At 71.0% G+C, this 26,644-nt stretch carries 21 protein-coding genes; 7 read left to right on the forward strand and 14 right to left on the reverse strand.

Annotated elements, in window-relative coordinates; all coding sequences use genetic code 11:
• Window positions 1–88 precede the first annotated feature (88 nt).
• The 10 genes from ACZ4Z2_RS32915 to ACZ4Z2_RS32960 all read right to left on the reverse strand — a co-directional run bounded on the left by ACZ4Z2_RS32915 (window position 89) and on the right by ACZ4Z2_RS32960 (window position 12,623).
• A complete protein-coding gene (locus tag ACZ4Z2_RS32915; protein ID WP_468081048.1) occupies window positions 89–1,300 on the reverse strand; it encodes an alpha/beta fold hydrolase in 1,212 nt (403 codons plus the stop codon).
• 202 nt (window positions 1,301–1,502) lie between these two features.
• Complete coding sequence (gene pssA / locus ACZ4Z2_RS32920; protein ID WP_055537692.1) at window positions 1,503–2,324, reverse strand: CDP-diacylglycerol--serine O-phosphatidyltransferase; 822 nt, start codon at window positions 2,322–2,324, stop codon at window positions 1,503–1,505.
• 43 nt (window positions 2,325–2,367) lie between these two features.
• The gene (locus ACZ4Z2_RS32925) at window positions 2,368–3,024 is read right to left on the reverse strand and encodes a phosphatidylserine decarboxylase (RefSeq protein ID WP_468081049.1); all 657 of its coding nucleotides are present in this window, start codon (window positions 3,022–3,024) and stop codon (window positions 2,368–2,370) included.
• A 180-nt stretch (window positions 3,025–3,204) separates the two neighbouring features.
• Window positions 3,205–4,410, reverse strand: a complete 1,206-nt coding sequence (locus tag ACZ4Z2_RS32930; protein WP_468081051.1) for an acyl-CoA dehydrogenase family protein — start codon at window positions 4,408–4,410, stop codon at window positions 3,205–3,207.
• Window positions 4,411–4,412: 2 nt separating this feature from the next.
• On the reverse strand, window positions 4,413–4,937 hold the full coding sequence (locus ACZ4Z2_RS32935; protein WP_055513343.1) for a MaoC family dehydratase: 525 nt from the start codon (window positions 4,935–4,937) through the stop codon (window positions 4,413–4,415).
• A gap of 5 nt (window positions 4,938–4,942) precedes the next feature.
• Window positions 4,943–5,902 (reverse strand): HpcH/HpaI aldolase/citrate lyase family protein, encoded by a 960-nt coding sequence (locus tag ACZ4Z2_RS32940; protein ID WP_468081052.1) that lies wholly within the window; start codon window positions 5,900–5,902, stop codon window positions 4,943–4,945.
• Window positions 5,899–8,049 (reverse strand): protein meaA, encoded by a 2,151-nt coding sequence (locus ACZ4Z2_RS32945; protein ID WP_468081053.1) that lies wholly within the window; start codon window positions 8,047–8,049, stop codon window positions 5,899–5,901. The genes ACZ4Z2_RS32940 and ACZ4Z2_RS32945 overlap by 4 nt, the downstream gene beginning before the upstream one ends.
• Window positions 8,050–8,066: 17 nt before the next feature.
• Window positions 8,067–9,404: a crotonyl-CoA carboxylase/reductase gene (ccrA, locus tag ACZ4Z2_RS32950; protein WP_468081055.1), complete on the reverse strand. Its 1,338-nt coding sequence runs from the start codon at window positions 9,402–9,404 to the stop codon at window positions 8,067–8,069.
• A 434-nt stretch (window positions 9,405–9,838) separates the two neighbouring features.
• Window positions 9,839–10,648, reverse strand: a complete 810-nt coding sequence (locus ACZ4Z2_RS32955; protein ID WP_468081057.1) for a TetR family transcriptional regulator — start codon at window positions 10,646–10,648, stop codon at window positions 9,839–9,841.
• Between the two features lie 160 nt (window positions 10,649–10,808).
• Entirely contained in the window at window positions 10,809–12,623 is a 1,815-nt protein-coding gene (locus tag ACZ4Z2_RS32960) for a 3-hydroxyacyl-CoA dehydrogenase family protein (protein WP_468081058.1), read from the reverse strand.
• A 367-nt stretch (window positions 12,624–12,990) separates the two neighbouring features.
• Between ACZ4Z2_RS32960 and ACZ4Z2_RS32965 the strand changes: the two genes are divergently transcribed.
• Entirely contained in the window at window positions 12,991–13,566 is a 576-nt protein-coding gene (locus ACZ4Z2_RS32965; protein ID WP_468081059.1) for an adenylosuccinate lyase, read from the forward strand.
• Between the two features lie 13 nt (window positions 13,567–13,579).
• Here the strand turns inward: ACZ4Z2_RS32965 and ACZ4Z2_RS32970 are convergent, their stop codons facing one another.
• The 4 genes from ACZ4Z2_RS32970 to ACZ4Z2_RS32985 form a co-directional block, all read right to left on the reverse strand.
• Complete coding sequence (locus ACZ4Z2_RS32970) at window positions 13,580–14,128, reverse strand: GNAT family N-acetyltransferase (RefSeq protein ID WP_468081061.1); 549 nt, start codon at window positions 14,126–14,128, stop codon at window positions 13,580–13,582.
• 36 nt (window positions 14,129–14,164) lie between these two features.
• Window positions 14,165–14,563 (reverse strand): RidA family protein, encoded by a 399-nt coding sequence (locus ACZ4Z2_RS32975; RefSeq protein WP_468081064.1) that lies wholly within the window; start codon window positions 14,561–14,563, stop codon window positions 14,165–14,167.
• Between the two features lie 56 nt (window positions 14,564–14,619).
• The gene (locus ACZ4Z2_RS32980; protein ID WP_468081065.1) at window positions 14,620–16,191 is read right to left on the reverse strand and encodes an alpha/beta hydrolase; all 1,572 of its coding nucleotides are present in this window, start codon (window positions 16,189–16,191) and stop codon (window positions 14,620–14,622) included.
• A gap of 160 nt (window positions 16,192–16,351) precedes the next feature.
• A complete protein-coding gene (locus tag ACZ4Z2_RS32985; RefSeq protein WP_468081067.1) occupies window positions 16,352–17,395 on the reverse strand; it encodes an Rv2578c family radical SAM protein in 1,044 nt (347 codons plus the stop codon).
• A 209-nt stretch (window positions 17,396–17,604) separates the two neighbouring features.
• Here ACZ4Z2_RS32985 and ACZ4Z2_RS32990 point away from each other — a divergent pair, with 209 nt between their 5' ends.
• From ACZ4Z2_RS32990 to ACZ4Z2_RS33015, 6 genes are all read left to right on the forward strand, one after another.
• Window positions 17,605–18,048 (forward strand): SRPBCC family protein, encoded by a 444-nt coding sequence (locus ACZ4Z2_RS32990; RefSeq protein WP_468081068.1) that lies wholly within the window; start codon window positions 17,605–17,607, stop codon window positions 18,046–18,048.
• A gap of 201 nt (window positions 18,049–18,249) precedes the next feature.
• Window positions 18,250–20,760, forward strand: coding sequence for an MFS transporter (locus ACZ4Z2_RS32995; protein WP_468081070.1), 2,511 nt, complete (start codon window positions 18,250–18,252; stop codon window positions 20,758–20,760).
• A 164-nt stretch (window positions 20,761–20,924) separates the two neighbouring features.
• Entirely contained in the window at window positions 20,925–23,438 is a 2,514-nt protein-coding gene (locus tag ACZ4Z2_RS33000; protein WP_468081072.1) for a SpoIIE family protein phosphatase, read from the forward strand.
• 215 nt (window positions 23,439–23,653) lie between these two features.
• Window positions 23,654–24,385: a class I SAM-dependent methyltransferase gene (locus ACZ4Z2_RS33005; protein ID WP_468081074.1), complete on the forward strand. Its 732-nt coding sequence runs from the start codon at window positions 23,654–23,656 to the stop codon at window positions 24,383–24,385.
• Between the two features lie 61 nt (window positions 24,386–24,446).
• Window positions 24,447–25,280 (forward strand): M55 family metallopeptidase, encoded by an 834-nt coding sequence (locus ACZ4Z2_RS33010; RefSeq protein ID WP_468081076.1) that lies wholly within the window; start codon window positions 24,447–24,449, stop codon window positions 25,278–25,280.
• Window positions 25,273–26,604, forward strand: a complete 1,332-nt coding sequence (locus ACZ4Z2_RS33015) for a M20/M25/M40 family metallo-hydrolase (protein ID WP_468081078.1) — start codon at window positions 25,273–25,275, stop codon at window positions 26,602–26,604. The genes ACZ4Z2_RS33010 and ACZ4Z2_RS33015 overlap by 8 nt, the downstream gene beginning before the upstream one ends.
• Window positions 26,605–26,644: the final 40 nt, after the last annotated feature.

Raw genomic sequence — 26,644 nt, forward strand, 5'->3', positions numbered from 1 at the left:
GCGGCCAGCTCCCCACCCATCACAACAGGCCAACGGAACAAGCGATCAAACGGACACGCCACCGGCGAGTGAACCTGACCAGGCACTACTAGGGCAGCTCTATCAGATTGCCGTCGAACTCGCGGAAGTAGCTGCCACCGGCGAGGCCCTCCACCTTGCCGTTGCCGAACCAGTGCTTCGAGAAGTGGTGGACGGCCCTGGCGGTGGTCTCCCAGACCATGGAGTGGCCCGACCCCTCGAAGCAGAACATCAGCTTCCGGGGGCCCCGGATGGCGTTGTAGAGGTCCGGGACGGAGAAGAACAGGTCGTCCGACATCGGCGTGCGCGTGACGGCCGTGCGGTCCTCCTCGCCGTAGACGATGAGCACCGGGACGTGGTCGCCGAGGATGAACTTGTTGTCCTTCTTGAGCGGCGCGGTCTTGTTGTTCCAGCCCCACCAGTAGGTGTTCCGGTACCGCAGGACACCCTCGCGGTCTCCGTTCACATGCGGGCCCCACTTGCTGGCGACGGGGTCGTTCTCCATGCAGGCGGCCCACGCCAGGTCGGGGATGCCCTCCTCCCACAGGCCCTCGGGGCCGGTCAGGGTCCGCTTGAAGCCGCTCTTGCTGGCGACGTGCATCGGGAAGCCGAACTGCAGGACCGGCTTCCCGACGGGCAGCGAAGCGGCGTCCGGCGGCGGACCGAACGGATTGGCGTCCTGCTGGGACCACCGCCCCCGCGGCGGGAACATCGGAGCGAGGAGCAGCAGGCTCTCGACCTGCTCGGGGTGCTGGAGGGTGTAGGGCCCCATGACGAACGAGGCCGCTGACCAGCCGACGAAGCGGATCTTCTTGTTCTCGCCCACCTCGGTCTGGATGAACTTGACCACCGCCGCGAACTCCGCCCAGTCACTGGACGAATTGCCCAGTTCGCTCTTGTACTGGGGCGGGCAGGGCGCGGGGATGGTGTGGTCGACGAGGACCGACTGCTGCTGGGCCGGGTTCGTGTTGCAGGGGTCGTCCATCTGACCGGGGCGGGACGACCTGCCGGAGCCCTGGAGATCCATGATGAAGACGTCGTAGCCGGCCTGCGCCAGCTCCTTCGCCCAGCTGTACCGGTCGGGGTCGCCGCCGGGCACCTGTACGAGGTCGAAGCCCGCCAGCGCCGGCACGCTTCTGCCGTGCAGCATCAGCACCGGCTCGCGGTCGTGGCCGTGGGTGCCGTCGTACTCCCGTACGGGCAGCACGATCTGCATGTCCTTGGTCGCCGGCATGCTCGACTTGAGCTCGACCTTGTGCTCTCTCAGTTCGTACGAGGTCATGTCCGTCTCCCGGAGAAAGAAAGGGTCAACTGGGTTTGAATCCCCTCCTTTCCACCCTCCTCTTCCTCCTCACGGGCGGCAACCGGGCCCGCACACGAGGTAGTTGACCCGTCAAGGGCAAGGCTCCGACACCTTTGAACGCGAAACAGGTGTGGCCCGAGCCGGAAGGGCTCGGGCCACACCTGTCGGTGCTGGAGCGGGGTCAGGGCAGCTGGGCCGCCCGTGCCTCGCGCCGGTTGTCGCGGAAGGTGTTCACCCGGCGGGCCGTGGCGAACAGGGGGATGACGGCGCCCATGACGAGCTGCAGGGCGCAGCCGGCCTGGAGGAGGAACTGTCCGCCGGGGGCCGCGAAGGCCCAGGCGGCCAGCAGGCCCATGGACAGGACGATCCAGGAGAGCATCGCCACCGCGAGGACACCCCGCGGCTTCGGGTACTCGACCCGGCTCACCATCAGCCACGCCGTGCCGAGGATCGCGAGCAGCGTCGCCTCGAAGGGCAGCTCCAGGAGCACGATCGACACCACGGTCAGCGCGCCGAACGGTGACGGCATCCCCTGGAACGTGCCGTCCTTCACCGTCACGCAGGAGAATCTGGCGAGCCTCAGCACCACCGCCAGCAGGACGACGATCGCACCCACCGCGGCCACCCGCTGGTGCGCGTCGTTCGCGACCATGCCGTAGACGAGGACGAAGTACGCCGGCGCCAGGCCGAAGCTGATCAGGTCGGAGAGGTTGTCCAGCTCCGCGCCCATCGGCGAGGAGCGGAGCTTGCGCGCCACCAACCCGTCGAACAGGTCGAAGATCGCCGCGCAGAGCATCAGGATGACCGCCGTGGCCGCGCTGTGGCGGGCCATGCCCGTCTCCTGGCTGCCCGTGATGTGCGGGATCAGGATGCCCGTGGTGGTGAAGTACACCGCCATGAAGCCGCACGTGGCGTTGCCCAGGGTCAGCGTGTCCGCTATCGACAGGCGCAGCGACAGCGGCATCTCCTCCGCGTCGTCCTCCGCCTCGTCGACGTCCGGCATCCAGTCGGTCGCCGGGCCGGTCTTCCCGGCCTGTGTATCAGGATCAATCACGGTCAATGCGAGTCACTCCAGCCACGGTCTTCTGGCCCACCTCGACGTCGACCTCCACGCCCTCGGGCAGGTAGATGTCGACCCGCGAACCGAAGCGGATCAGCCCGATCCGGTCACCCTGCTCGACCTTGGTGCCCTCGGGAACGTACGGAACGATGCGGCGAGCGACGGCGCCGGCGATCTGGATCATCTCGATGTCACCGAGTTCGGTGTCGAAGTGCCAGACGACGCGCTCGTTGTTCTCGCTCTCCTTGTTGAACGCCGGGACGAACCCGCCCGGGATGTGCTCGACGGACGTCACCGTGCCGGAGAGCGGCGCGCGGTTCACGTGGACGTTGAGCGGGCTCATGAAGATCGCGACGCGGGTCCGGCCGTCCTTCCACGGCATGATGCTCTGCACCACTCCGTCGGCGGGCGAGATGACCCGGCCCTGGGCGATCTCACGCTCGGGGTCGCGGAAGAACCACAGCATGCCCGCCGCCAGCGCGGTGGCGGGTACGGCCACGGCCCGCGCGGCGCCGGAGCGGCGCGAGCGGGCGAGGCTGAGTGCTGCGGTGGCGACGGTCGGGAGAAGCCACGGCGATGCTCCGCGCGCGAGCCGTACGCCAGCGAGGCCGTCGCGAGGTGCAGAGGTTTGGCTGTGGGGCATGGATGACCTTCGTAGCGGATGATGCCGCGCGGTGACAGGGGACGGCGGCTTTCCGGGGATCGTACCGGTCGCGGCCCGCAACTGGGCAAGCCAGGAAGCCGAGTCGACGGCCGAACACTGCTGACGGGGTGTGATCTTCTTCTCGAAGAAAACACCCCGAAGCAGACATTCGACCCTGGACTAGCCCTGGAATCGATACTCCTCGAGAAGCCGGCGACCGATGATCATTTTCTGGATTTCGGCGGTACCTTCACCGATGAGCAGCATCGGGGCCTCGCGGTAGAGGCGCTCGATCTCGTACTCCTTGGAGAAGCCGTAGCCGCCGTGGATCCGGAAAGCGTCCTCGACGACTTCCTTGCAGTATTCGGAGGCGAGGTACTTCGCCATCCCTGCTTCGAGGTCGTTTCGTTCGCCCGAGTCCTTTTTGCGTGCTGCGTTCACCATCATGGCATGAGCGGCCTCGACCTTGGTAGCCATCTCGGCCAGCTTGAACTGGATGGCCTGGTGCTGGGCGATCTGCTTGCCGAAGGTGTGGCGCTGCTGGGCGTACTGCACACCCAGTTCGAACGCACGCTGTGCGACACCGCAGCCACGCGCGGCCACATTCACCCGGCCGACTTCGACACCGTCCATCATTTGGTAGAAGCCTCGGCCGGTGACACCACCGAGTACACGATTGGCCGGAATGCGCAGTCCGTCCATGATGAGTTCGGTCGTGTCGACGCCCTTGTACCCCATCTTGTCGATCTTCCCGGGAATGGTGAGGCCGGGGCGGACCTCTCCGAAACCGGGTTCCTTCTCGACCAGGAAGGTGGTCATCGACTTGTGGGGCGCCGTGCCCTCGGGGTGTCCTTCGTCACTTCGGACGAGAACGGCGACGAGTGTTGACGTCCCGCCGTTCGTCAGCCACATCTTCTGACCGTTCAGGACGTACCCGTCGCCGTCCTTGACCGCCTTCGAGGTGATCGCCGACACATCCGAGCCGAGCCCCGGCTCCGACATCGAGAAGGCGCCGCGGACCTCCCCGGCCGCCATGCGCGGCAGGAAGTACTCCTTCTGCTCCTCGGTGCCGTGCTGCTTGAGCATGTACGCCACGATGAAGTGCGTGTTGATGATCCCGGACACGGACATCCAGCCGCGGGCGATCTCCTCCACGCACAGCGCGTACGTGAGGAGGGACTCGCCCAGACCGCCGTACTCCTCGGGGATCATCAGACCGAACAGACCCAGCTCCTTGAGCCCGTCGACGATGTCCTGCGGGTACTCGTCGCGGTGCTCCAGCTCGGTCGCGACCGGGATGATCTCCTTGTCCACGAAGTCACGGACGGTGGAGAGGATCTCCCGCTGGATGTCCGTGAGGCCGTGGGTCTGGGCGAGTCGCGCCATGACTACTTCTCCGTCTTTTCCGAAGGGGCGTTCAGCTCCGGGCGGCCGGGCTGCTCGCCGCCGCGCTCCTTGATGTACGTCTCGGTCGGCACCATGACCTTGCGGCGGAACACGCAGACCAGCGTGCCGTCCTGCTTGTAGCCCTTGGTCTCGACGTGGACGATGCCGCGGTCGTTCTTCGACTTCGACGGCCACTTGTCCAGCACGGTCGTCTCGCCGTAGATGGTGTCGCCGTGGAAGGTCGGCGCCACGTGCCGCAGCGACTCGATCTCCAGGTTCGCGATCGCCTTGCCGGAGACGTCCGGGACGGACATGCCGAGCAGCAGCGAGTAGATGTAGTTGCCGACCACGACGTTCTTGCCGAAGTCCGTCGTGCTCTCGGCGTAGTTCGCGTCCATGTGGAGCGGGTGGTGGTTCATGGTGAGGAGACAGAAGAGGTGGTCGTCGTACTCGGTGACCGTCTTCCCGGGCCAGTGCTTGTAGACCGCCCCGACCTCGAACTCCTCGTACGTGCGTCCGAACTGCATCGCGCTCAGGCCTCCGGGATCTCGAACTTGGACGTCCGGGTCATCCCCGCCGCCCGCCCCTTGCCGGAGATGACCAGGGCCATCTTGCGGCTGGCCTCGTCGATCATCTCGTCGCCGAGCATCGCCGAGCCCTTCTTGCCGCCTGCCTCGGACGTGTAGTAGTCGTACGCGTCCAGGATCAGCTCGGCGTGGTCGTAGTCCTCCTGGGAGGGCGAGAAGATCTCGTTGGACGCCTCGACCTGGCCCGGGTGCAGCACCCACTTGCCGTCGAAACCGAGGGCCGCGGCGCGCTGGGCGACCTCGCGGTAGCCCTCCACGTTGCGGATCTGGAGGTAGGGGCCGTCGATCGCCTGGAGGTTGTTGGCGCGGGCCGCCATCAGGATCTTCATCAGGATGTAGTGGTAGGCGTCCGCCGGGTAGCCGGGCGGCTGCTCGCCCACGACCAGCGACTTCATGTTGATCGACGCCATGAAGTCGGCCGGGCCGAAGATGATCGTCTCGACACGCGGGGAGGCCTGCGCGATCTCGTTGACGTTGTTGAGGCCCTGCGCGTTCTCGATCTGCGCCTCGATGCCGATCTTGCCGACCTCGAAGCCCATCGTCTTCTCGATCTGGGTGAGCAGGAGGTCCAGCGCGACCACCTGCTGGGCCGTCTGCACCTTCGGCAGCATGATGCAGTCGAGGTTCTGGCCGGCCCCCTCGACGACCGTCACGACATCGCGGTACGTCCACTCCGTCGTCCAGTCGTTGACCCGCACGACCCGCGTCTTGCCGGTCCAGTCGCCCTCGTTGAGGAACTTGACGATGGTGTGCCGCGCCTCGGGCTTGGCGAGCGGCGCGCACGCGTCCTCCAGGTCGAGGAAGACCTGGTCCGCCGGGAGGCCCTGCGCCTTCTCCAGGAAGCGGGGGTTCGAGCCCGGTACTGCCAGGCAGGAACGCCGCGGGCGGAGACGGTTGACAGTCATGCGGGGACCTCCAGGGGGTCGAGCTTGTTGGCCTTGCGGATCTCGTCGACGATACGGCCGATGATCCCGGTGATGTCGAAGTCCTTCGGGGTGAACACGGCGGCCACTCCGGCGGCCCTGAGCTGCTCGGCGTCACCGTTCGGGATGATCCCGCCGGCGATCACCGGGATGTCGGTCGCGCCGGCGTCCCGCAGCCTGTCCAGGACGTCCGGGACGAGCTGCGCGTGCGAGCCGGAGAGGATGGACAGCCCCACCGCGTGCACGTCCTCGGCGAGGGCCGCGTCCACGATCTGCTCGGGCGTGAGCCGGATCCCCTGGTAGACCACCTCGAACCCGGCGTCACGGGCCCGCACGGCGATCTGCTCCGCCCCGTTGGAGTGCCCGTCCAGACCCGGCTTGCCGACCAGGAAGCGGAGCTTGCCGACCCCGAGGTCCCGCGCGGTCAGCTCGACCTTGCGGCGCACCCCGGACAGGGCCGATCCCTCCTCGGCCGCGACCGCCACCGGGGCGGAGGAGACACCGGTCGGGGCGCGGAACTCACCGAACACCTCACGGAGGGCCCCGGCCCACTCGCCGGTCGTGACCCCGGCGCGGGCGCACTCCAGGGTGGCCTCCATGAGGTTGTCCGTGCCCTTCGCGGCCTCCTTGAGCCGCTCCAGCGCCTTGCACGGGCGCGGGTGGTTGAAGGGCGGCTGGTAGCGCGTGTCCCGCCAGTGCTGGAGCGAGGCGATGACGCGGGCCTCGACGGCCGGGTCGACCGTCTGGATCGCCGTGTCGAGGTCGGCGGTCAGGGGGTTCGGCTCGGTCGTCTCGAAGATGTTGACGCCGACGATCTTCTCCTGACCGGACTCGATCCGGGCCCGGCGCTCGGCGTGCGAGGCGACGAGCTGCGACTTGAGGTAGCCCGATTCGACGGCGGCCATCGCGCCGCCCATCTCCTGGATCCGCTCGATCTCGGCGAGCGACTCCTCCACCAGCGCGGCGACCTTCGCCTCGATGACGTGGGAGCCGTCGAAGATGTCCGCGTACTCCAGCAGGTCGCTCTCGTGCGCGAGCACCTGCTGGATGCGCAGCGACCACTGCTGGTCCCACGGCCGGGGCAGCCCCAGCGCCTCGTTCCATGCGGGCAGCTGCACGGCACGCGCGCGTGCGTCCTTGGACAGGGTCACGGCCAGCATCTCCAGCACGATCCGCTGGACGTTGTTCTCCGGCTGCGCCTCGGTCAGCCCGAGGGAGTTGACCTGCACGCCGTACCGGAAGCGGCGCTGCTTGGGGTTCTCGATGCCGTACCGCTCGCGCGTGATCCGGTCCCAGATCCGCCCGAACGCCCGCATCTTGCACATCTCCTCGATGAAGCGGACACCCGCGTTCACGAAGAAGGAGATACGGGCCACGACGTCCCCGAACTTCTCCTCGGGGACCTGCCCCGAGTCGCGTACGGCGTCGAGAACCGCGATCGCGGTGGACATCGCGTACGCGATCTCCTGGACCGGCGTGGCGCCCGCCTCCTGCAGGTGGTAGCTGCAGATGTTGATCGGGTTCCACTTCGGGATGTGGGAGACCGTGTACGCGATCATGTCCGTCGTCAGCCGGAGTGAGGGCCCCGGCGGGAAGACATGCGTTCCCCGCGACAGGTATTCCTTGACGATGTCGTTCTGGGTCGTGCCCTGGAGCTGGGTGATGTCCACACCCTGCTCCTCGGCGACGACCTGGTAGAGCGCCAGCAGCCACATGGCGGTGGCGTTGATGGTCATCGAGGTGTTCATCTGGTCCAGGGGGATGTCCTGGAACAGCCGGCGCATGTCACCGAGGTGCGCGACCGGCACGCCGACCCGGCCGACCTCGCCGCGGGCGAGGATGTGGTCGGAGTCGTATCCGGTCTGCGTCGGCAGGTCGAACGCCACCGACAGACCGGTCTGGCCCTTGGCGAGGTTGCGCCGGTACAGCTCGTTGGACGCCTCCGCCGTGGAGTGGCCGGCATACGTGCGCATCAGCCACGGCCGGTCCCTTTCTTTGCGCGGCTGCGCCTGAGGGCGCTCGGTGCCCGCGTCGACGTTCCTCAGTCCGCGGTCGCTGCGCTCCCTTGCCTTCGTCTCTTTCGACACGGGCGCGCCCTCAGGCGCAGCCGCGGGCTGGCGCTCAGTCATCTGTGCTCCCGGATGTCTCAGATGTTGCGGAAGCGGTTGATGGCGTCGATGTGCTGGTCGCGCTTGGCCTGGTCGCGCACGCCCAGACCCTCCTCGGGGGCGAGGCAGAGCACGCCGACCTTGCCCTGGTGGAGGTTGCGGTGTACGTCGTAGGCGGCCTGGCCGGTGTCCTCCAGGGAGTACACCTTCGACAGGGTCGGGTGGATCTTCCCCTTCGCGATGAGCCGGTTGGCCTCCCACGCCTCGCGGTAGTTGGCGAAGTGCGAGCCGATGATCCGCTTGAGCGACATCCACAGGTAGCGGTTGTCGTACTCGTGCATGTAGCCCGACGTCGACGCGCAGGTGGTGATGGTGCCGCCCTTGCGGGTGACGAACACCGAGGCGCCGAAGGTCTCGCGGCCGGGGTGCTCGAAGACGATGTCGATGTCCTCGCCGCCGGTGAGCTCGCGGATGCGCTTGCCGAAGCGCTTCCACTCCTTGGGGTCCTGGGTGTTCTCGTCCTTCCAGAACTTGTAGCCCTCGGCGTTGCGGTCGATGATCGCCTCGGCGCCCATGGACCGGCAGATCTCCGCCTTCTGCGGCGAGGAGACGACACAGATCGGGTTGGCGCCGCCCGCGAGGGCGAACTGCGTGGCGTAGGAGCCGAGTCCGCCGCTCGCGCCCCAGATCAGGACGTTGTCGCCCTGCTTCATGCCGGCGCCGTTGCGGGAGACGAGCTGCCGGTACGCGGTGGAGTTGACCAGACCCGGGGCGGCGGCCTCCTCCCAGCTGAGGTGGTCCGGCTTCGGCATCAGCTGGTTGGACTTGACCAGCGCGATCTCGGCGAGACCGCCGAAGTTGGTCTCGAAGCCCCAGATGCGCTGCTCGGGGTCGAGCATGGTGTCGTTGTGACCGTCGCTGGACTCCAGCTCGACGCTCAGGCAGTGCGCGACGACCTCGTCACCGGGCTGCCAGGCGTTGACGCCGGGGCCGGTGCGCAGGACGACGCCCGCCAGGTCGGAGCCGATGATGTGGTAGGGCAGGTCGTGGCGCTTGGCCAGCTCGCTGGTGCGGCCGTAGCGCTCCAGGAACCCGAAGGTCGACAGCGGCTCGAAGATCGAGGTCCACACCGAGTTGTAGTTGACCGAGGAGGCCATGACGGCCACCAGGGCCTCACCCGGGCCGAGCTCCGGCAGCGGGACCTCGTCGAGGTGGATCGACTTGCGCGGGTCCTTCTCGCGGGTCGTCATGCCCGCGAACATCTCCGTCTCGTCCTTGTGCACGGTGATCGCGCGGTACGACTCGGGGAGCGGCAGGGCGGCGAAGTCGGCGGACGTGGACTCCGGCGACTGGATCGCGTCCAGGATTTCCTTCACGGTGGTGCCTCCGGCGACGAGCGTCCGAGGGAAGACGCTGTTGAGGGTTACGTCGGGTGCTGCTGATCTGTCTGGTCGATGCCGTCGGTTCGGCGGAGGGTGGTGCTTTCGGCGGCGCTTTGTGGCGCGGAAGGGTGCCTGTGACGCAGGCGTCCGGGCGCGCGGGCCGTGGCTCGCGGGGACAGTCGGCGAACGGGAGTTCTCTGTTCGCCGGCCGCCCGGACTCCTTCAACGTATGGCACGCCGTGTCACCCCGCAAGGCACCGAGTGCCAGAAAGTTCGCTCAGGTGAAATCTTTACGTAACACCTGAGCGATGATCGATCAGAACGGGCCGTAAAAGGGCCTCTGACATGCCAAAACGGCCACCCGGAGGGGTGGCCGTCATCACAGTTACCGATGAGTAAAGAGGGGTTCGAAGGCCCCGCGGGAGGCGTCAGCGGTCCCGGAGGGCCTCCTCGATGGTCCGCATGACCTCTTCCAGGGGGGCGTCCGTGCGGGCCACGGTCACCAGGACCTCGCCGTGGGTGGAGGCCGTCGCGGCGGCCGGCTCCGGGCCCATGGAACGGCCCGCGCCGATGCCGGTGCCGAAGGTCTTGCGGACGATGGCGAACGCGTGGTCGAGCTGGGTCTCCACGTCGCCCTGGCCGCCGGAGCGGAGCCAGCGGCGCAGCACGTGGTTGTGGGCGGTGACGACCGCCGACGCGGCCACCTCGGCGAGCAGCGGGTCGTCGTTGCCGTCGTCGACATGGGCGTGCTCGTCGAAGTGGCCCAGCAGATAACGGGTGAACAGGCGCTCGTAGCGGGCCACGGAGGCGATCTCGGCCTCGCGCAGGGTGGGGACCTCACGGGTCAGCTTGTAGCGGGCGACCGAGATCTCCGGCCGCGCCGCGTACATCTTCATGACTTCCTTGATGCCCCGGCACACCGTGTCCAGCGGGTGCTCGTGCGCCGGTGCCGCGTTGAGCACCGCCTCGGCGCGGATCAGGGTGTCGTCGTGGTCCGGGAAGATGGCCTCTTCCTTGGACCGGAAGTGGCGGAAGAAGGTGCGGCGGGCGACGCCGGCCGCCGCCGCGATCTCGTCGACGGTGGTCGCCTCGTACCCCTTGGTCGAGAACAGCTCCATGGCCGCGGCCGCCAGTTCCCGGCGCATCTTGAGCCGTTGGGCGGCGGCACGACTGCCCGCGGCACTCTCCGGCGCGTCGGGCGTAGCTGGTGTACGTGAGGACTTGGCGGGCTGGGACATGCCCCGAACGTACTGCATCCGCGCAGGAGAGTGCGCAGGTCCACCGATCCCCCCGCCCCGGACGGGCGGGGGAGAGCCGGGGCCGGGGGGCACGGACCGGCCGCCCGGGGAGAGCAGTCCGCCCCAGTCCGTGCCCTCGTGGAACCAGTCGCCCGGCCGCTCAGCGCTTGGCATATTCGCGGAAGCCGCGGCCGGTCTTGCGGCCGAGGCAGCCCGCGGCCACCAGGTGCTCCAGCAGTGGCGCGGGGGCGAGCCCCGGGTCGCGGAACTCGCGGTGCAGGACCTTCTCGATGGCCAGCGAGACATCCAGCCCCACCACGTCCAGCAGTTCGAACGGGCCCATCGGGTAGCCGCCGCCCAGCTTCATCGCCGCGTCGATGTCGTCCAGCGTCGCGTAGTGGTCCTGGACCATCTTGATCGCGTTGTTCAGGTACGGGAACAGCAGCGCGTTCACGATGAAACCGGCCCGGTCGCCGCAGTCCACCGGGTGCTTGCGGATGGCGCCGCACAGCTCGCGGACGGTGGCGTGCACGTCCTCGGCGGTCAGGACCGTGCGGACCACCTCGACCAGCTTCATCGCCGGAGCCGGGTTGAAGAAGTGCATCCCGATCACGTCCTGCGGGCGCGAGGTCGCGCGGGCGCAGGCCACGACAGGCAGCGAGGACGTGGTGGTGGCGAGGATCGCGCCCGGCTTGCAGACCTTGTCGAAGGTCGCGAACAGCTGCCGCTTGACGTCCAGGTCCTCCGCGACGGCCTCCAGCGCCAGGTCGACGTCCGCGAACGCGTCGTACGAGCCCGCCGGGGTGATCCGGTCCAGGGTCTCGGCGGCGGCCTCCACCGTCATCCGGCCCTTGTCGACCGACCGTGACAGCGACTTGCCGATACGGGCCTTGGCGGTCTGCGCCTTCTCCTCGGTGCGCGCGGCCAGCACGACCTGGTAGCCGGCCTTGGCGAACACCTCGGCGATGCCCGACGCCATGGTCCCGGAGCCCGCCACACCGACCGAGCGGACCGTGCGCCCGGGGGCCGTGGCGACCCCCTCCGGCGGCGTCAGCGCGTCCCGCACGACGGTGGCGGAGCCGGGTGCCTCGTAGGTGTAGAAGCCGCGCCCCGACTTGCGGCCCGTCAGACCCGCCTCGCTGAGCTGCTTCAGGATCGGCGCCGGAGCGTGCAGCCGGTCGTGCGAGGCCGCGTACATGGCGTCCAGGACCGTGCGGGCGGTGTCGATGCCGATGAGGTCGAGCAGCGCCAGCGGGCCCATCGGCAGGCCGCAGCCGAGCCGCATCGCCGCGTCGATGTCCTCGCGGGAGGCGTACTTGGCCTCGTACATCGCGGCGGCCTGGTTGAGGTAGCCGAACAGCAGTCCGTCGGCGACGAATCCGGGCCGGTCGCCGACCGCGACGGGCTCCTTGCCCAGGTCAAGCGCGAGGTCGGTGACGGCGCTGACGGCCTGCGGCGCGGTCAGCACCGAGGAGACGACCTCGACCAGCTTCATCGCGGGCGCCGGGTTGAAGAAGTGCAGGCCCAACACCCGCTCGGGGCGCGCCGAGTCGGCGGCCAGCCGGGTCACCGAGAGGGCGTTGGTACCCGTGGCGAGAACCGTCTCGGGACGCACGATCGCGTCCAGCTCCCGGAAGACCTGCTGCTTGATGTCGTACGACTCCGGGACGACCTCGATCACCAGGTCGGCGTCGGCGGCGGCCCGCAGGTCGGTGAAGGTGCGGAACCGGGCGAGGGCGTCACCGCGTTCCCGCTCGGTGATGCGCCCGCGGGCCACGGCACGCTCGGTCGAGGTCTCCAGCGCGGCGACGGCGCGGGCGGCGGCGGCCTCGCTGATGTCGATGCCGATGACCTCGCGGCCGGCCCGGGTCAGCACCTCGGCGATGCCGGTGCCCATGGTGCCGAGGCCGACGACGGCGATCGTGGTAAGAGAGGACTGCGGGGACAGGGGCGAGTCGGAAAGGGGAGTGGCCATCGCGGGACTCCAGGGATGAGGGTGACGACTGAGGAAGCGCCCGGGTACGCCGACGAGGGCGCGACCAGCGCGTGGAGTGCGGGTGCTGCCGGGCTGCGAGCGCACACGCCCGGTGCCGCCGCCGTGGGCGTGCACACGCCCAGGGGGAACGGCTGAACCGACCGGCCCTGTCCCGAGGCCGAGTCGCACTGCGGTACTGCGCGTACCGAACCGACTGCGCTCACGACGGCCGCGTCACCAGACCGTCGAAGCCAAATACGAGTGGGTCACTCGCTCGTCTGAGCTTAACCGGTGGGTAACGAGCGCGCCAGCCCTCGACTTTGTGATGTAGGTCCCCCGAGGTGAGTCCCACCCGTAATCTCGACGTATGGACGAAGCGTTGCGATCGCTCACGGAGCGTGTGCGGATCGAGTCGGGCGGATCGGCCGGCTGCGAACGGCTCCTCGCCACCGAGGACACCGACGAGCTCGCCTCCGTGCTCACCGCGCCCGGACAGCCCTTGTGGGCGCGCGAGGTGGCCGCCTTCCGGCTCGGTGTCGCGGGGGACCGGCGGGCCTTCGAGGCGCTCGTCCTGCTCCTCAACCACCGCGACCCGCCCCGCTGCGCCTCGGCCGCGTACGCGCTGGCCCGGCTCGGCGACCCCCGCACCGCCCGCGCGGCCGCCGCCCTCGCCACCAACGAACTGCGCGTCGCCTACGCCCTGCACCCGGTCCGGCTGCTCGTCGAACTCCGCGCCCCCGAGGCCGTGCCCGCGCTGATCACCACCCTCGAACGCCGCCTCACCCCCCACGACCCCTACCGCCGGGTGGCCCTCGCCTGCGTGGAGGGGCTCGGGGCGCTGGGCGACGCCCGGGCCAGGAGGGTGCTCAGCGAGGCGCTCGCGCATCCGGCGCTGGCGGAGGCGGCCGTGCACGCCCTGGGCAGGCTCCCGAAGCAGCGCTGACGCCCCGCGCCGCTCACGGGGTCTTCTCGCCGGGCCCCGGCCGGAGGGCGTACCGCAGTTCCGGTATCTCCACCCCGTCCACCTCGAACGGCTCCTCGGCGCCGTCCGGCGCGAAGCCGTGGCGCTCGTAGAAGCGGCGGGCCCCGGTGTTCTCCTTGAGCACCCACAGGAACACCCGGGGGTACCCGGCGGCACGGCAGCGGTCGAGCGACGTCCGAAGCAGCGCACCGCCGACGCCGACGCCGAGATGGCCCGGCCGTACGTAGATCGCGTACAACTCGGCGTCCCCGGTGCGGATGTCGCCGTCCCGGTAGGGGCCGTACGCCGCCCAGCCGAGGACCTTCCCGGCCCGCTCGGCGACCAGGTTCACCACCGGGCTGCCGGGCTTGAGGAGCATCGCGCGCCGCTTCTCGGCGTCCTCGGCCACGTCCAGCCCGTCGAGGTACGACCGCGGGACGAGCCCCGCGTAGGCCGTGCGCCAGCCGCCGACCCGGATCTCGGCGACGGCGGGGCAGTCGGCCAGGGTCATGTGCCGGACCCGGAGGTCATGAAGATCATCCATGGGGGCACCCTAGGCGGGCGTCGGGGGTTCTTTCGATTACTCGCCGAGCACCGCGAACGCCTCGATCTCCAGCAGGAACTCGGGGCGGACGAGCGCGGTCACCTGCACCGCCGACGACGCGGGGAGCCTGTCGTCGGGGATGTGCTCGGCCCTGGCCGAGCGGATCGCCGGGAGGTGCGCCGTGTCCGTGACGAAGTAGGTGAGCTTGACGACGTCGTCGAAGGCCGCCCCGGCGGCCGTCAGACAGCGCCGCAGGTTCTCGAAGACCTGGCGGGCCTGCGCCGCCGGGTCGCCCTCGCCGACGAGCTCGCCGTCCTCGTCGAGCGCGACCTGACCGGACACGGCCACGAAGCGGCCCGTTCCCATCACGACATGCGCGTACTGGGCAGCGGGGGCGACACCGTCGGGAGCGGCGATCCTGGTCAGTTCACTCATGACCCCATCCTGGACCATGGCGGTGGCCAGGCCCCCGACTGGCCGTCAGGGGCGGTTCAGCTCCGGAAGCCCAGCAGGCCGTGGAGGGTCGAGCCGCGTGAGCCGGTGGACGCGCCCTTCGCCTTGCGCGGTTTGGGGTCGGGCTGCTTCTGGCACACCGCGTCGACCGCGCCGGTGCCGCGCGGCACCGTGCCGTCGGTCAGATAGGCGGCCAGATGCCGGTCCAGACAGGCGTTCCCGCTCAGTGTGATGCCGTGGTTCCCGCCGCCCTGCTCGACGACCAGGCTGGAGCCGCGCAGCAGGTGGTGGGTGATGACGCCGCCCTCGTACGGGGTGGCGGCGTCGTCGGTGGCCTGGAAGATCAGGACCGGCGGCAGCGCGTCGTTGGAGACGTCCACGGGGTTCAGGGACGTCGTGGGCCAGAACGCGCACGGCGCGTTGTACCAGGCGTTGTTCCAGGTCATGAACGGCGCCTTCCGGTACACGCCCCAGTTGTCGTCGCGCCACCGGTCCCAGTCGCGCGGCCAGTGAGCGTCACGGCACTGCACCGCGGCGTAGACGCTGTACCCGTTGGCCCCGGCGGTGTCGACGGCGGCGAAGTCCTCGTACGCCTCGACCAGCGGGTCGTCGTCCTTCTTGTTCACGAAGGCCGCGAACGCCGCGGCGAGATCGGGCCAGTAGCCGTTGTAGTACCCGCCGGGCATGAAGGTGTCCTCCAGCTCGGAGGCGCCCACCGTGCCGTCCGCGGGCTTCTTCGCGAGCGCCGACCGCATCGCGTACCACTTGGCCTCGACCTTCCGCGGATCGGTGCCGAGCCGGTAGGTCCCGTGGTGCCGGGCGATCCAGGCCATCAGCGCCCGGTGGCGGTCGTCGAACGCGTGATCCTGCCGGAGGTTGTCCTCGTACCAGACGCCGGTGGGGTCGACGACGGAGTCCAGTACCGCGCGCCGTACCCGGTGCGGGTAGAGCTTGGCGTACACGGCGCCCAGGTAGGTGCCGTACGAGTAGCCGAAGTAGTTGATCTTCTTCGCGCCGAGCGCCGCGCGGATGGCGTCGATGTCCTTCGCCGCGCTCACCGTGTCGATGTACGGCAGCACGTCCCCGTACTTCTCGGCGCACGCCCGCGCGAAGTCCTCGGCGCGCTTGAGGTTCGCCCTCTCCGCCTTGGCGGTGTCCGGCAGGGAGTTGGGGCGGACCGGCCTGAACTGGGCCGGCCGGCAGTTCAGGGCGGGCCTGCTGGCGCCCACGCCGCGCGGGTCGAAGCCGATGACGTCGTACCGCGCGGCCACCTTCTTCGGCAGGGAGGAGGCGAGGAAGCCGGCCAGGGTGAGTCCGCTGCCGCCGGGGCCGCCGGGGTTGACCAGCAGGGGGCCCGCGGACTTCTTCGCGGTGTGCGGCACGCGCGACAGGGCGAGCGTGATCTGCCTGCCCCGCGGCTCGGCGTGGTTCAGCGGCACCTTCAGGGAGGCGCACTGGAGGGTCGGATACGCGCTCGTGGCGCACTTCTTCCAGGAGAGCTTCGCCACCGGTACGGCCGCGGAGCCGCCGCTCGCGTCGGCGGGGACCGCCGTGACCATCCCGGCCAGCACAGCGGCGGCACCGCACAGGGCGGTCGCGCGTTTCTTCATCTGTCAGGTCTCCCAGGACGGAGGATGTCGAGCCGTGCACACCACGGCCTGGTCGCATCGTCCCGGAATGAGGGCGCGGAAGAACCCGGTCTGTCATATCTTGACCCGATCGGCGATGAAGGAGCGCCCGGATGACCCCGAACCGGTCAGGGATGTTCGTTCACAAAAGCGTCAGTTGGGTGGGCGCCGTGTCCCGCGCGGGCTCCGCCGGGGCCGGCCCGGGCGGCGCGAGCCTCCTCGGCAGGCCCGTGCGCCGCGGTCCCATGCCGAACTCCTCGGCCAGTTCGTGGACCTGACGGGTCACCTGCCGCTGGTACCACTTGGGGGCGTACGCCCCCTCCGCGTACAGCCGCTCGTAGCGCCGTACGAGATGGGGGTGATGGCGCTCCAGCCAGGCCATGTACCACTCCCGCGCGCCGGGCCGCAGATGCAGCACCAGCGGTGTCACGGAGGTCGCCCCGGAGGCCGCGATCGCCCGGACGGTGTCGCGCAGTCGGTCCGGGTGGTCGCTGAGGAAGGGGAGCACGGGGGCCATCAGCACCCCGCAGCCGATGCCGTGGTCGGCGAAGGCCCGCACGATGTCGAGGCGGCGCTCCGGGGCCGGTGTGCCCGGCTCGACCGTGCGCCACAGCTCCTGGTCGGTGAAGCCGACGGAGACGGAGATCCCCACCTCGGTGACCTCCGCTGCCTGCCGGATGAGGTCGAGGTCGCGCAGGATCAGTGTTCCCTTGGTCAGGATCGAGAAGGGGTTCGCGTGGTCGCGCAGGGCGGCGATGATGCCCGGCATCAGCCGGTAGCGGCCCTCCGCGCGCTGATAGCAGTCCACGTTGGTGCCCATCGCGATGTGCTCCCCGCCCCAGCGCGGTGAGGCCAGCTGGCGGCGCAGCAGCTCGGGCGCGTTGACCTTCACCACGATCTGCGAGTCGAAGTCGTGGCCGGTGTCCAGGTCCAGATAGCTGTGGGTGCGGCGGGCGAAGCAGTAGACGCACGCGTGCGTGCAGCCCCGATAAGGGTTCACCGTCCACTCGAACGGCATCCGGGAGGCCCCCGGGACCCGGTTCACGATCGATTTCGCCCGGATCTCGTGGAAGGTCATGCCCCGGAACTCGGGCGTGTCGAAGGTGCGCGTCGTCACCGCCTCCGCGCCGAACAGCGCGGCGTCCCGGGCCGTGGCGGGGTTCTCGGCCAGATGGTCCCAGCGCATGGACGCCTCCTCGGTTGCTCTGGCCCCAGAATAGAACACACGTTCCCTTGATCGTGCGAATAGGTTTTCGAACATCGTGTGGAGGTCTCGCGGCAGGGGACTCTCGCCGGTCGCTCACCGCCCCTGTGGCCCCCCGATTTGGGCCGTCCGGCCGGGTGGTGGTTGGCTTTCCGCACATCCCCGAGTTACCAAGTGCTGGAGGAAGTGCAATGGCGCAGGTCGAGGCCACGACGGAACGAGTCGTCGCGGCGGACGCGGAGACGGTGTTCGACACCCTGGCCGACTACAGCGGCACGCGCGGGAAGCTCCTGCCCGAGCACTTCAGCGAGTACGAGGTGCGCGAGGGCGGCGACGGCGAGGGCACCCTCGTCCACTGGCGGCTCCAGGCCACCAGCAAGCGCGTCCGCGACTGCCTCCTGGAGGTCACCGAGCCCTCCGACGGCGAGCTCGTCGAGAAGGACCGCAACTCCTCCATGGTCACCGTCTGGCGGGTCACCCCCGCCGGCGAGGGCAACTCCCGTGTCGTCGTCACCACCACCTGGCAGGGCGCCGGCGGCATCGGCGGCTTCTTCGAGCGGACCTTCGCCCCCAAGGGCCTCGGCCGGATCTACGACGCCGTCCTTGCGAACCTCGCCGCCGAGGTCGAGAAGTAGGCGCACGGCGCGCCCCCTGCGCCCCACCGAGCCCCCGCCGCGGCCCGGCCCAACGGGCCGCGCGCCGGGGTCCGTTGCGCCCTCACCGGTTCGAGTGGATCTCCGTCGCGCTCCCCGCGACGCCGTAACCCGTGGCACTAACCGGCAGTTGCCGCTTGACGCGGGAACTGTGCGGTAAGTGCGACGAGGGGAGCGGTGCGCATGAGCGCGACCACACTGCTGAAGGACGGAGCGACCAGCGCCCCCGCACCACCGGCGCCGGCCGAACCCCCACCGCTCGCCACCGGCCGCGTCCGCACGGTCTTCTGCGCACTCGTGCTCGTGCTGCTCCTCGCCGCGCTGGAGCAGATGGCCGTCGCCGTCGCGCTCCCGCGGCTCGCCGGTGAACTGCACGGCCGGGACCGGATGTCCTGGGTGATCACCGCCTACCTGCTCACCGCCACCGTCACGCTGCCGGTCCACGGCAGACTCGGCGAGCTGTACGGTCGCAAGGGCGTCTTCCAGTTCGCGCTCGTGGTCTTCCTGGCCGGCTCGGCCCTCGCCGGCTGGTCCCGCACCATGGACCAGCTCATCGCCTTCCGGGCGCTCCAGGGCGTCGGCGCGGGCGGCCTGATGACCGGCGTCCAGGCGATCATCAACGACATCGTCCCGGAGCACCGGCGCGGCCGCTACCTCGGCGTCGTCGGCGCCGTGTTCGGCCTCGCCTCGGTCACCGGCCCGCTCCTCGGCGGCGTCCTCACGGACCGCTTCTCCTGGCGGTGGTGCTTCTACGCCAACGTCCCCCTCGGCCTGATCGCCCTCGTCGTCGTCACGTTCGCGCTGACGTCACCGAAGCCGCCCACCGCGCCGCGCAGGCCACGGCGGCGGCTCGACGTGGTCGGCGCCCTGCTGCTCGCCGTCGCCTCGGCCTGCCTGGTGCTGCCGGCCGGCTGGGGCGGTACGGCCCACGCCTGGGACTCCCGGGTCGTCCTCGGGCTCGGCGCCGGCGCGGTCGCGGCCACCGTCCTCTTCCTCGTCGTCGAGCGGTTCGCCGCCCATCCCCTCATCCCCCTGCGGCTGTTCCGGGACCCGGTCTTCGTCGTCACCGGCCTGGTAGGGCCGGCCATCGGCGCCGCGCTCTTCGGCGCGGCCTGCTATCTCCCGGCCTGGCTCCAACTGGCCGACGGCGCCTCCGCGACCGAGGCGGGCGTCCTCATGCTGCCGATGACGGCCGGGATCGTCGCCGCGTCCGTGGTCTCCGGCCGGCTCATCGGCCGCACCGGGCACTACCGGACGTATCCCGTCCTCGGCAGCGCCCTCGCCGCCGCCGGCATGTGGCTGCTCTCCCGCCTGGAACCCGGCACGCCCCCGCTGCACTTCGGCCTGTGGACGGCCCTGCTGGGGGCGGGCATCGGCATGGTGATGCCGGTCCTGGTCCTCGCCGTGCAGCACTCCGCGCGGCCCGAGGACATCGGCACCGCCACCCACGCGAGCAACTTCCTCCGGCAACTCGGCGGAAGCGTGGCCGTCGCCCTCCTCGGCACACTGCTGACCGCCCGGCTCGCCGACCGTCCGCCCGCCCCCGCCGACGGCGGACCCGCCACCCGGGCCCTCACCGCCGGGCCCGCCCACGACCTGCCCGCCCCGCGGCGCGCGGCGTACGCCGAGGGCTACGCCGACGTCATGCCCCGGCTCTTCCTCTACCTCGCGCCGGTCCTCGCCCTCGGGCTCCTCATCGCGCTCTTCCTCAAGGGGCGACCCCTGGTGACGCACGAGGAGGTGTCCGACGAGGTGTCCGACCAGCCCGTTCCCGACGGCCTCGCCTCCGGCGGCCCGGCCCCCGAAGCACCGGTGCACGAAGCGCAGGTCCATGAAGTGCCGGACCATGAAGTGCCGGTCCCCGGCGCTGCCGCGCGACTGGTCCACGTGCCGCCGGCCGGTTCGTCCCACGCTCCCGGCGCCGCCCCGGCCGCCCCCGGAGCCCCGCTGTGCGGCACGGTGCGGCATCCGGACGGCACCGGCGTACCGTGGGCCGCGCTCACCCTCATCGACGCCGTCGGCCGGCAGACGGGGCGCGGCGGCAGCGGCGAGGACGGGCGGTACACCCTGCCCACGCCCGGCCCGGGCGCCTACGTCCTGATCGCGGCGGCCGGCGGCCACCAGCCGCAGGCGGTGAGCGTGACCCTCGGGCAACACCCCGTCGAGGTCGACATCGTGCTCGGCGGCGCGGGCCGCCTGACCGGCACCGTGCGCACCGCGGACGGCCGGGCGGTGAGCGACGCGACCGTCACGCTCACCGACGTCCACGGCGAGGTCGTGGTGACCACCCGCAGCGGCGGGCGGGGCGAGTACGCCGTCACCGATCTGCCGCCCGGGGAGTACACCCTCGCCGCCGGCGCCCACTCCCACCGCCCCGCCGCGCTGCCCGTCACCGTCCGGGCCGCCGAGGAGACCCGGCAGGACATCGAACTCGCCGGGGACGCCGTCCTGGAGGGCACGGTCCGCGCCGGTGGCGGCCGCCCGGTGGAGGACGCGCGGGTCACCCTCCTCGACGCCGCGGGCAACGTTGTCGCCACGCTCACCACCGGTGCCGACGGCGCCTTCCGCTTCGCCGACCTGGCCGTGGGGGAGTACACGGTGATCGCGACGGGATATCCGCCGGTCGCGACGGTCCTCCAGGTGACCGGCGGGGCCGGGACGGTGCGGGATCTGCGGCTGGGGCACGCGGACTGAGAGGTGGGGCGCGCGAGTCGGACGGGCGCTCAGCGCGTACCGGGTCGTGCGCCGGAGGCTCCTGGTGGTCAATTCCCGTATTGCCACACCTCGCGACGCTACGGCGCCGTACGGTAGTGAGGGCGCCGCAGATCTTGCGAGCCATGGAAGAAAGGGCCTTGGCCATGGACCGTGGCACCGACACGGGCGCGAACTCCGGCCACGGAGCGGGTGACGACGCGGTGGAGCGGACCGCGGCCGGCCGTGTCCCCCTGGCCGTGGTCGTCGTCGACCGCGGCGGCCTCGTGTCGCACTGGAGCACCGGCGCCCGGCGGCTGTTCGGCACCGTCAAGGAGGACGCGGTGGGCCGCCCCGCCCTGGACCTGCTGCCGGTGTCGGGCGCCCTGCCCGAGGAGGACGACACCCCCTCCCGCGCCGCGTACGGCCCGTACGACGGCGTCGGCCCCGACCTGGAGTCCTCCCTCGACGGGCAGCTGTGCTACCCGTCGGCCGGACGGGCCCGGCTCACCGTGCCCGAGGGCGACACCGTGCCCGAGGGCGAGCCCCGTGCGAGCGGCGCCCCCGAGGCGGAGAACGGCACCCGGATCGACGTCCTGTGGTGGGCCTACCCGCTCGTCGGTCCCGGCCCGGGACGTCTGCTGGTGCTGGCCGCCGACGCCGAGGCGCTGCGGGGACAGCACGACGGCGTGGCCGTCGAGCGCATCGCGCCCGGCTTCGCCCTCCACACCGACTTCCCCGGCGCCGAGGAACTCGCCCGCCGCCTCCCCGAGATCCTGCCGAGCATGAGCGTCGGCGAGAGCGCCCGCATCGTCGCTCAGGTCCTCGAACTGGGCTACCCGGTCCTGGAGTTCAGCCAGAACGACCGGGTGCCCGTGACGCCCGACTGGGGCGTGCCCCGGCGCACGGAACGGCAGAAGCGCCGGGAACGCGCCGCGCGTGCCGTCGCCGAGGGGCTGCCCGTGCCGGAAGAGCTGAAGGACGAGGGCGAGGACCTGGAGTACGCCGCCGTACGGGAGCGCCTGGAGTTCCTGAACGAGGTGAGCGGACGCATCGGCACGTCCCTCGATCTGTCCCGCACGATCATCGAGGTCAGCAAGGCCGTCGTGCCCCGCTTCACCGATGTCGCCGGCACCTATCTGCGCGAACAGGTCGTCGCCGGCGAGGGCTTCCCCGAAGGGGTGCCGGACACGACGACCATGTGGCACCGGGTGGCCGTGGAGCACACGGACGAACCGGGCCGCTGGGACGATGTCGTCCCCGTCGGCGAGGCCATGCCGTTCCCCGCGCACACCCCGTTCTTCCAGTGCATGACCACCGGCGAACCCGTCCTGGTCCCCCGGATCAGCGAGCAGATGGGGCACGCCATCGCCGCGCAGTTCGAGAAGCGCGACATCCGGCCGCTGATCACGGGCCGCTCCATGCTGGTCGTGCCGCTGAAGGCCCGCAACGTGGTGCTCGGCTTCATGATCCTTCTGCGCCACCCCGAGCGCGAGGTCTTCGACGACATGGACCGCGTCACCGGCGCCGAACTCGCCGCCCGCGCCGGGCTCGTCCTCGACAACGCGCGCATGTACACGTACCAGGAGAACGTCGCCGAGACGCTCCAGGACAGCATGCTGCCCACCATCGAGGCCCACCGGACGGGTTGCGACATCGCCACCCGCTATCTGCCCGGCACCCTGCTCGGACGGGTCGGCGGCGACTGGTTCGACTCGGTGAAACTGCCCGGCGCCCGCACCGCCCTCGTCGTCGGCGACGTCATGGGGCACGGGCTCAACTCGGCCGCGATGATGGGCCAGTTGCGTACCGCCGTGCAGACCATGGCCGCACTCGACCTGCCGCCCGCGCAGCTCCTGCGCAACCTCGACGACCTCGCCCAGCGCCTCGGCGACACCTACCTCGCGACCTGCCTGTACGCCGTCTACGACCCGATCGCGGGCGAACTGCACCTCGCCAACGCCGGCCACATCCCGCCGGTGCTGGTCCGCGCGGTGGACGGCCGCAGCGAACTGCTCGACCTGCCCACGGGCGCGCCCATCGGGGTCGGCGGGGTGCCCTTCGAGGCGGTACGCGTCCGCGTGGCGCCCGGCGACCGGCTGGTGATGTGCACCGACGGGCTGGTGGAGGTGCGCGGTGAGGACATCGGTGTCGGCCTCGCGACGCTCTGCGAGTCCGCCGCCCACCCCGCCGCCTCCATGGACGCGGCCTGCGACACCATCATCCGCGCCCTCAACACCCGGGGCGGCCGCAAGGACGACGTGGCCCTGCTCATGGCCCGCCTCAACGGCGTCGAGCCGGACGACGTCGCCGAGTGGCACCTCACCCCCGACCCCGTCGAGGTCGGCCGGGCCCGCGCCGCCGTCCGTGAACAGCTGTGCGTCTGGGGGCTGGAGCGGCTCACGGACACCGCCGAGCTGCTGGCCGGCGAGCTGGTCACCAACGCCGTACGGCACGCCCGCGGCCGCCGCGTCGAGCTGCGGCTCGTCCGGGGCGACACCCTGCTCTGCGAGGTCTACGACGAGGACCACACCCTGCCGACCCTGCTCAGCACCGGCCCCGCCGACGAGCACGGCCGGGGGCTGCGCGTCCTCAGCACCCTCGCCCGCGAGTGGGGGACGAGCCGGACCGGCGGCGGCAAGACGGTCTGGTTCGAGCTGACCCTGCCGCGGCGCCGCTGACCGACGACGGCGGCCGCGCCGGTGGTCCCGGTGCTCCCCGTGCTTCCGGTGGGGCCCGCGGCGCGCGGGTGGACGCGCGGGGCGTGCCGTCGTGTGCGTGATCCGGACGCGGGGTGAAGGTACGCGCCGGGTGCTTGTCCTCGTGTGACGGGCGCGGTAGACCGTTCTGGGCCGTCCTGTCCGGTGGGCCCTGGTCGCACCCTGGGGGGTTGGGCATGAGCGTGACGAGTCGGTACCGGGACGCCTGGGAGGGATTCTGGCGCGAGGCCCCGGACGAACCGGGAGCCGTGTTCTGGGACGCCGAGCCCGCGCGGACCTCCGCCGTGCACCTGGCCCTCTTCGAACCGCACCTCACCGCCCTGGACCTGCCCCTGGTGGACCTCGGCTGCGGCAACGGCACCCAGACCCGCTACCTCGCCCACCGCTTCGCCCGCGTCGTCGGCACGGACCTGTCGGCCGCCGCCCTCGACCACGCCCGTGACGCCGACCCCGAGGGCCGGGCCGTCTACCGGCTCCTCGACGCGGCCGACAAGGCGGACGCCGACGCCCTGCGCGCGGACCTCGGCGACGCCAACGTCTATCTGCGCGGCGTCCTCCACCAGTGCGAGCCCGACGACCGGCAGCGTCTCGTCGAGACCGTCGCCACGCTGGTGGGGGAGCGCGGCCGGGCCTTCCTCGTCGAACTCTCCGAGGCTGCCAAGCCCGTACTCATGGGCCTGGCCGGTGGTCCCGCCGGCCCGCCCGCCAAGCTCGCCCCCGTCTTCCGCCACGGCATCGCCCCCGCCGAGGTCAGCGACGCCGCCGTGCCCGAGTACCTGCGCACGGCCGGGCTCACCGTCCTCGCCGACGGCGAGCTGCCCCTCGTGACCACCGAGCACACGCCCGACGGCACCCGGATCGAACTGCCGTCGAGGTGGTACGTGGCGGGCCGCACCAGCGGAGGGTGAGACCGCGCGCCCGCCGGGGCCCGCCGCCGCGTGGCCGGGGCGGCGCGTAACGTGAGGCGTCATGAAGATCCTCATCAGTGCGGACATGGAGGGCGCCACCGGTGTCACCTGGCCCGCCGACGTGCTGCCGGGTACTCCGCAGTGGGAGCGGTGCCGGGCGATGTTCACCTCCGACGTGAACGCCGCCGTGCTCGGGTTCCTCGACGGCGGCGCCGACGAGGTGCTGATCAACGAGGCGCACTGGACCATGCGCAACCTGCTCCTGGAGCAGCTGGACGAGCGGGCGCAGATGCTCACCGGCCGGCACAAGGCGCTGTCCATGGTCGAGGGCGTGCAGCACGGCGACGTCGACGGCATCGCCTTCATCGGCTACCACGCGGGCGCCGGCATGGAGGGCGTCCTCGCCCACACCTACCTCGCGAACTCCATCACCGGCGTGTGGATCGACGGCGTACGGGCCAGCGAGGGCCTGCTGAACGCGCGGGTGGTCGCCGAGTACGGGGTGCCCGTGGTGCTGGTGACCGGTGACGACGTGGCGTGCGAGGACGCCCTCGGGTACGCGCCCGGCGCACTCAAGGTCGCGGTCAAGGACCATGTGTCCCGGTACGCCGCGGTGTGCCGCACCCCCGCGCGGACCGCCGCCGACATCCGCGCGGCGGCGAAGGAGGCCGCGTCGCTCGCGGTCCGGCACGAACCGGTGCGGGGCGGGCCCTTCACCGTGGCGCTGGAGTTCGACGCCGAGCACCTCGCGATGGCCGCGACCGTCGTGCCCGGCGTGGCCCGTACCGGCGAACGCAAGGTCGCGTACACCAGCCCGACCATGTACGAGGGAATCCGGACGTTCAAGGCGGTCACGACGATCGTCTCGGCCGCGGTGGAGGAGACCTATGGCTGAGCAGACGGCAGCGGTGGACGGACAGGCGCTGGACGAGGTCGTCCGGTTCACCTCCGACCTGATCCGCATCGACACCACCAACCGCGGCGGAGGGGACTGCCGGGAGCGGCCCGCCGCCGAGTACGCCGCCGCGCTGCTCGCCGAGGCCGGTCTCGAACCCACGCTGCTGGAGCGCACCGAGGGCCGGACGAACGTCGTCGCCCGGATCCAGGGCACCGACCCCTCGGCGGACGCGCTGCTCGTCCACGGTCACCTCGACGTGGTGCCCGCGCGGGCGGAGGACTGGAGCGTGCACCCGTTCTCGGGGGAGGTCCGCGACGGCGTGGTCTGGGGCCGGGGCGCGGTCGACATGAAGAACATGGACGCGATGATCCTCGCCGTCGTACGGCAGTGGGCCCGCCACGGTGTGCGGCCCCGCCGCGACATCGTGATCGCCTTCACCGCCGACGAGGAGGCCAGCGCCGAGGACGGCTCCGGGTTCCTCGCCGACGAGCATCCGGCGCTCTTCGAGGGCTGCACCGAGGGCATCAGCGAGTCCGGGGCGTTCACCTTCCACGACGGGGCCGGCCGGCAGCTCTACCCGATCGCCGCCGGGGAACGCGGCACCGGCTGGCTGAAGCTCACCGCGCGCGGCCGCGCCGGACACGGCTCCAAGGTGAACCGGGACAACGCGGTGACCCGGCTGGCGGCGGCGATCGCCCGGATCGGCGCCCACGAGTGGCCCCTGCGGCTCACCCCGACCGTGCGCGCCGCCCTCACCGAGCTGGCCGCGCTGTACGGCATCGAACCGGCGCTCGACGACCCCGAGGGCGTCGACCGGCTGCTGGAGAAGCTCGGCCCGGCCGCCGCCCTGGTCGAGCCGACCGTGCGCAACAGCGCCAACCCGACCATGCTCGACGCCGGCTACAAGATCAATGTGATCCCGGGGGAGGCCGTCGGCCATGTGGACGGGCGGTACGTCCCCGGCGGCGAGGACGAGTTCCGCGAGACCCTGGACCGGCTGACCGGGCCGCACGTCGACTGGGAGTTCCAGCACCGGGAGGTGGCCCTCCAGGCGCCGGTGGACTCGCCGACGTACGCCCGGATGAGGGCCGCCGTCGAGGAGTTCGCGCCCGAGGGCCACGTGGTGCCGTACTGCATGGCCGGCGGCACGGACGCCAAGCAGTTCTCCCGCCTGGGCATCACCGGCTACGGCTTCGCGCCGCTGAAGCTCCCCGAGGGCTTCGACTACGCGGCCCTGTTCCACGGCGTCGACGAACGCGTCCCGGTGGAGGCGCTCCACTTCGGCGTGCGGGTACTCGACCGCTTCCTGAGGACGGCCTAGGCCCTGTCGTCAAAATCCCGCCGTCGCCCGGAGGGGGGTA

This window comes from Streptomyces sp. NPDC030183 (genome assembly GCF_055573455.1).

What these genes read in the sequence shown, in the direction of transcription:
- ACZ4Z2_RS33015 (WP_468081078.1), top strand. Translation starts at nt 25,273, where the DNA reads ATGGCTGAGCAGACGGCAGCGGTGGACGGACAGGCGCTGGACGAGGTC.
- ACZ4Z2_RS32995 (WP_468081070.1), top strand. Translation starts at nt 18,250, where the DNA reads ATGAGCGCGACCACACTGCTGAAGGACGGAGCGACCAGCGCCCCCGCA.
- ACZ4Z2_RS32915 (WP_468081048.1), bottom strand. Translation starts at nt 1,300, where the DNA reads ATGACCTCGTACGAACTGAGAGAGCACAAGGTCGAGCTCAAGTCGAGC.
- ACZ4Z2_RS32990 (WP_468081068.1), top strand. Translation starts at nt 17,605, where the DNA reads ATGGCGCAGGTCGAGGCCACGACGGAACGAGTCGTCGCGGCGGACGCG.
- ACZ4Z2_RS32975 (WP_468081064.1), bottom strand. Translation starts at nt 14,563, where the DNA reads ATGAGTGAACTGACCAGGATCGCCGCTCCCGACGGTGTCGCCCCCGCT.
- ACZ4Z2_RS32955 (WP_468081057.1), bottom strand. Translation starts at nt 10,648, where the DNA reads ATGTCCCAGCCCGCCAAGTCCTCACGTACACCAGCTACGCCCGACGCG.
- ACZ4Z2_RS32960 (WP_468081058.1), bottom strand. Translation starts at nt 12,623, where the DNA reads ATGGCCACTCCCCTTTCCGACTCGCCCCTGTCCCCGCAGTCCTCTCTT.
- ACZ4Z2_RS32945 (WP_468081053.1), bottom strand. Translation starts at nt 8,049, where the DNA reads ATGACTGAGCGCCAGCCCGCGGCTGCGCCTGAGGGCGCGCCCGTGTCG.
- ACZ4Z2_RS33005 (WP_468081074.1), top strand. Translation starts at nt 23,654, where the DNA reads ATGAGCGTGACGAGTCGGTACCGGGACGCCTGGGAGGGATTCTGGCGC.
- ACZ4Z2_RS32980 (WP_468081065.1), bottom strand. Translation starts at nt 16,191, where the DNA reads ATGAAGAAACGCGCGACCGCCCTGTGCGGTGCCGCCGCTGTGCTGGCC.
- ACZ4Z2_RS33010 (WP_468081076.1), top strand. Translation starts at nt 24,447, where the DNA reads ATGAAGATCCTCATCAGTGCGGACATGGAGGGCGCCACCGGTGTCACC.
- ACZ4Z2_RS32985 (WP_468081067.1), bottom strand. Translation starts at nt 17,395, where the DNA reads ATGCGCTGGGACCATCTGGCCGAGAACCCCGCCACGGCCCGGGACGCC.
- ACZ4Z2_RS32930 (WP_468081051.1), bottom strand. Translation starts at nt 4,410, where the DNA reads ATGGCGCGACTCGCCCAGACCCACGGCCTCACGGACATCCAGCGGGAG.
- ACZ4Z2_RS32940 (WP_468081052.1), bottom strand. Translation starts at nt 5,902, where the DNA reads ATGACTGTCAACCGTCTCCGCCCGCGGCGTTCCTGCCTGGCAGTACCG.
- ACZ4Z2_RS32965 (WP_468081059.1), top strand. Translation starts at nt 12,991, where the DNA reads ATGGACGAAGCGTTGCGATCGCTCACGGAGCGTGTGCGGATCGAGTCG.
- ACZ4Z2_RS33000 (WP_468081072.1), top strand. Translation starts at nt 20,925, where the DNA reads ATGGACCGTGGCACCGACACGGGCGCGAACTCCGGCCACGGAGCGGGT.
- ACZ4Z2_RS32970 (WP_468081061.1), bottom strand. Translation starts at nt 14,128, where the DNA reads ATGGATGATCTTCATGACCTCCGGGTCCGGCACATGACCCTGGCCGAC.
- ACZ4Z2_RS32925 (WP_468081049.1), bottom strand. Translation starts at nt 3,024, where the DNA reads ATGCCCCACAGCCAAACCTCTGCACCTCGCGACGGCCTCGCTGGCGTA.
- pssA (WP_055537692.1), bottom strand. Translation starts at nt 2,324, where the DNA reads ATGCCGGACGTCGACGAGGCGGAGGACGACGCGGAGGAGATGCCGCTG.
- ACZ4Z2_RS32935 (WP_055513343.1), bottom strand. Translation starts at nt 4,937, where the DNA reads ATGCAGTTCGGACGCACGTACGAGGAGTTCGAGGTCGGGGCGGTCTAC.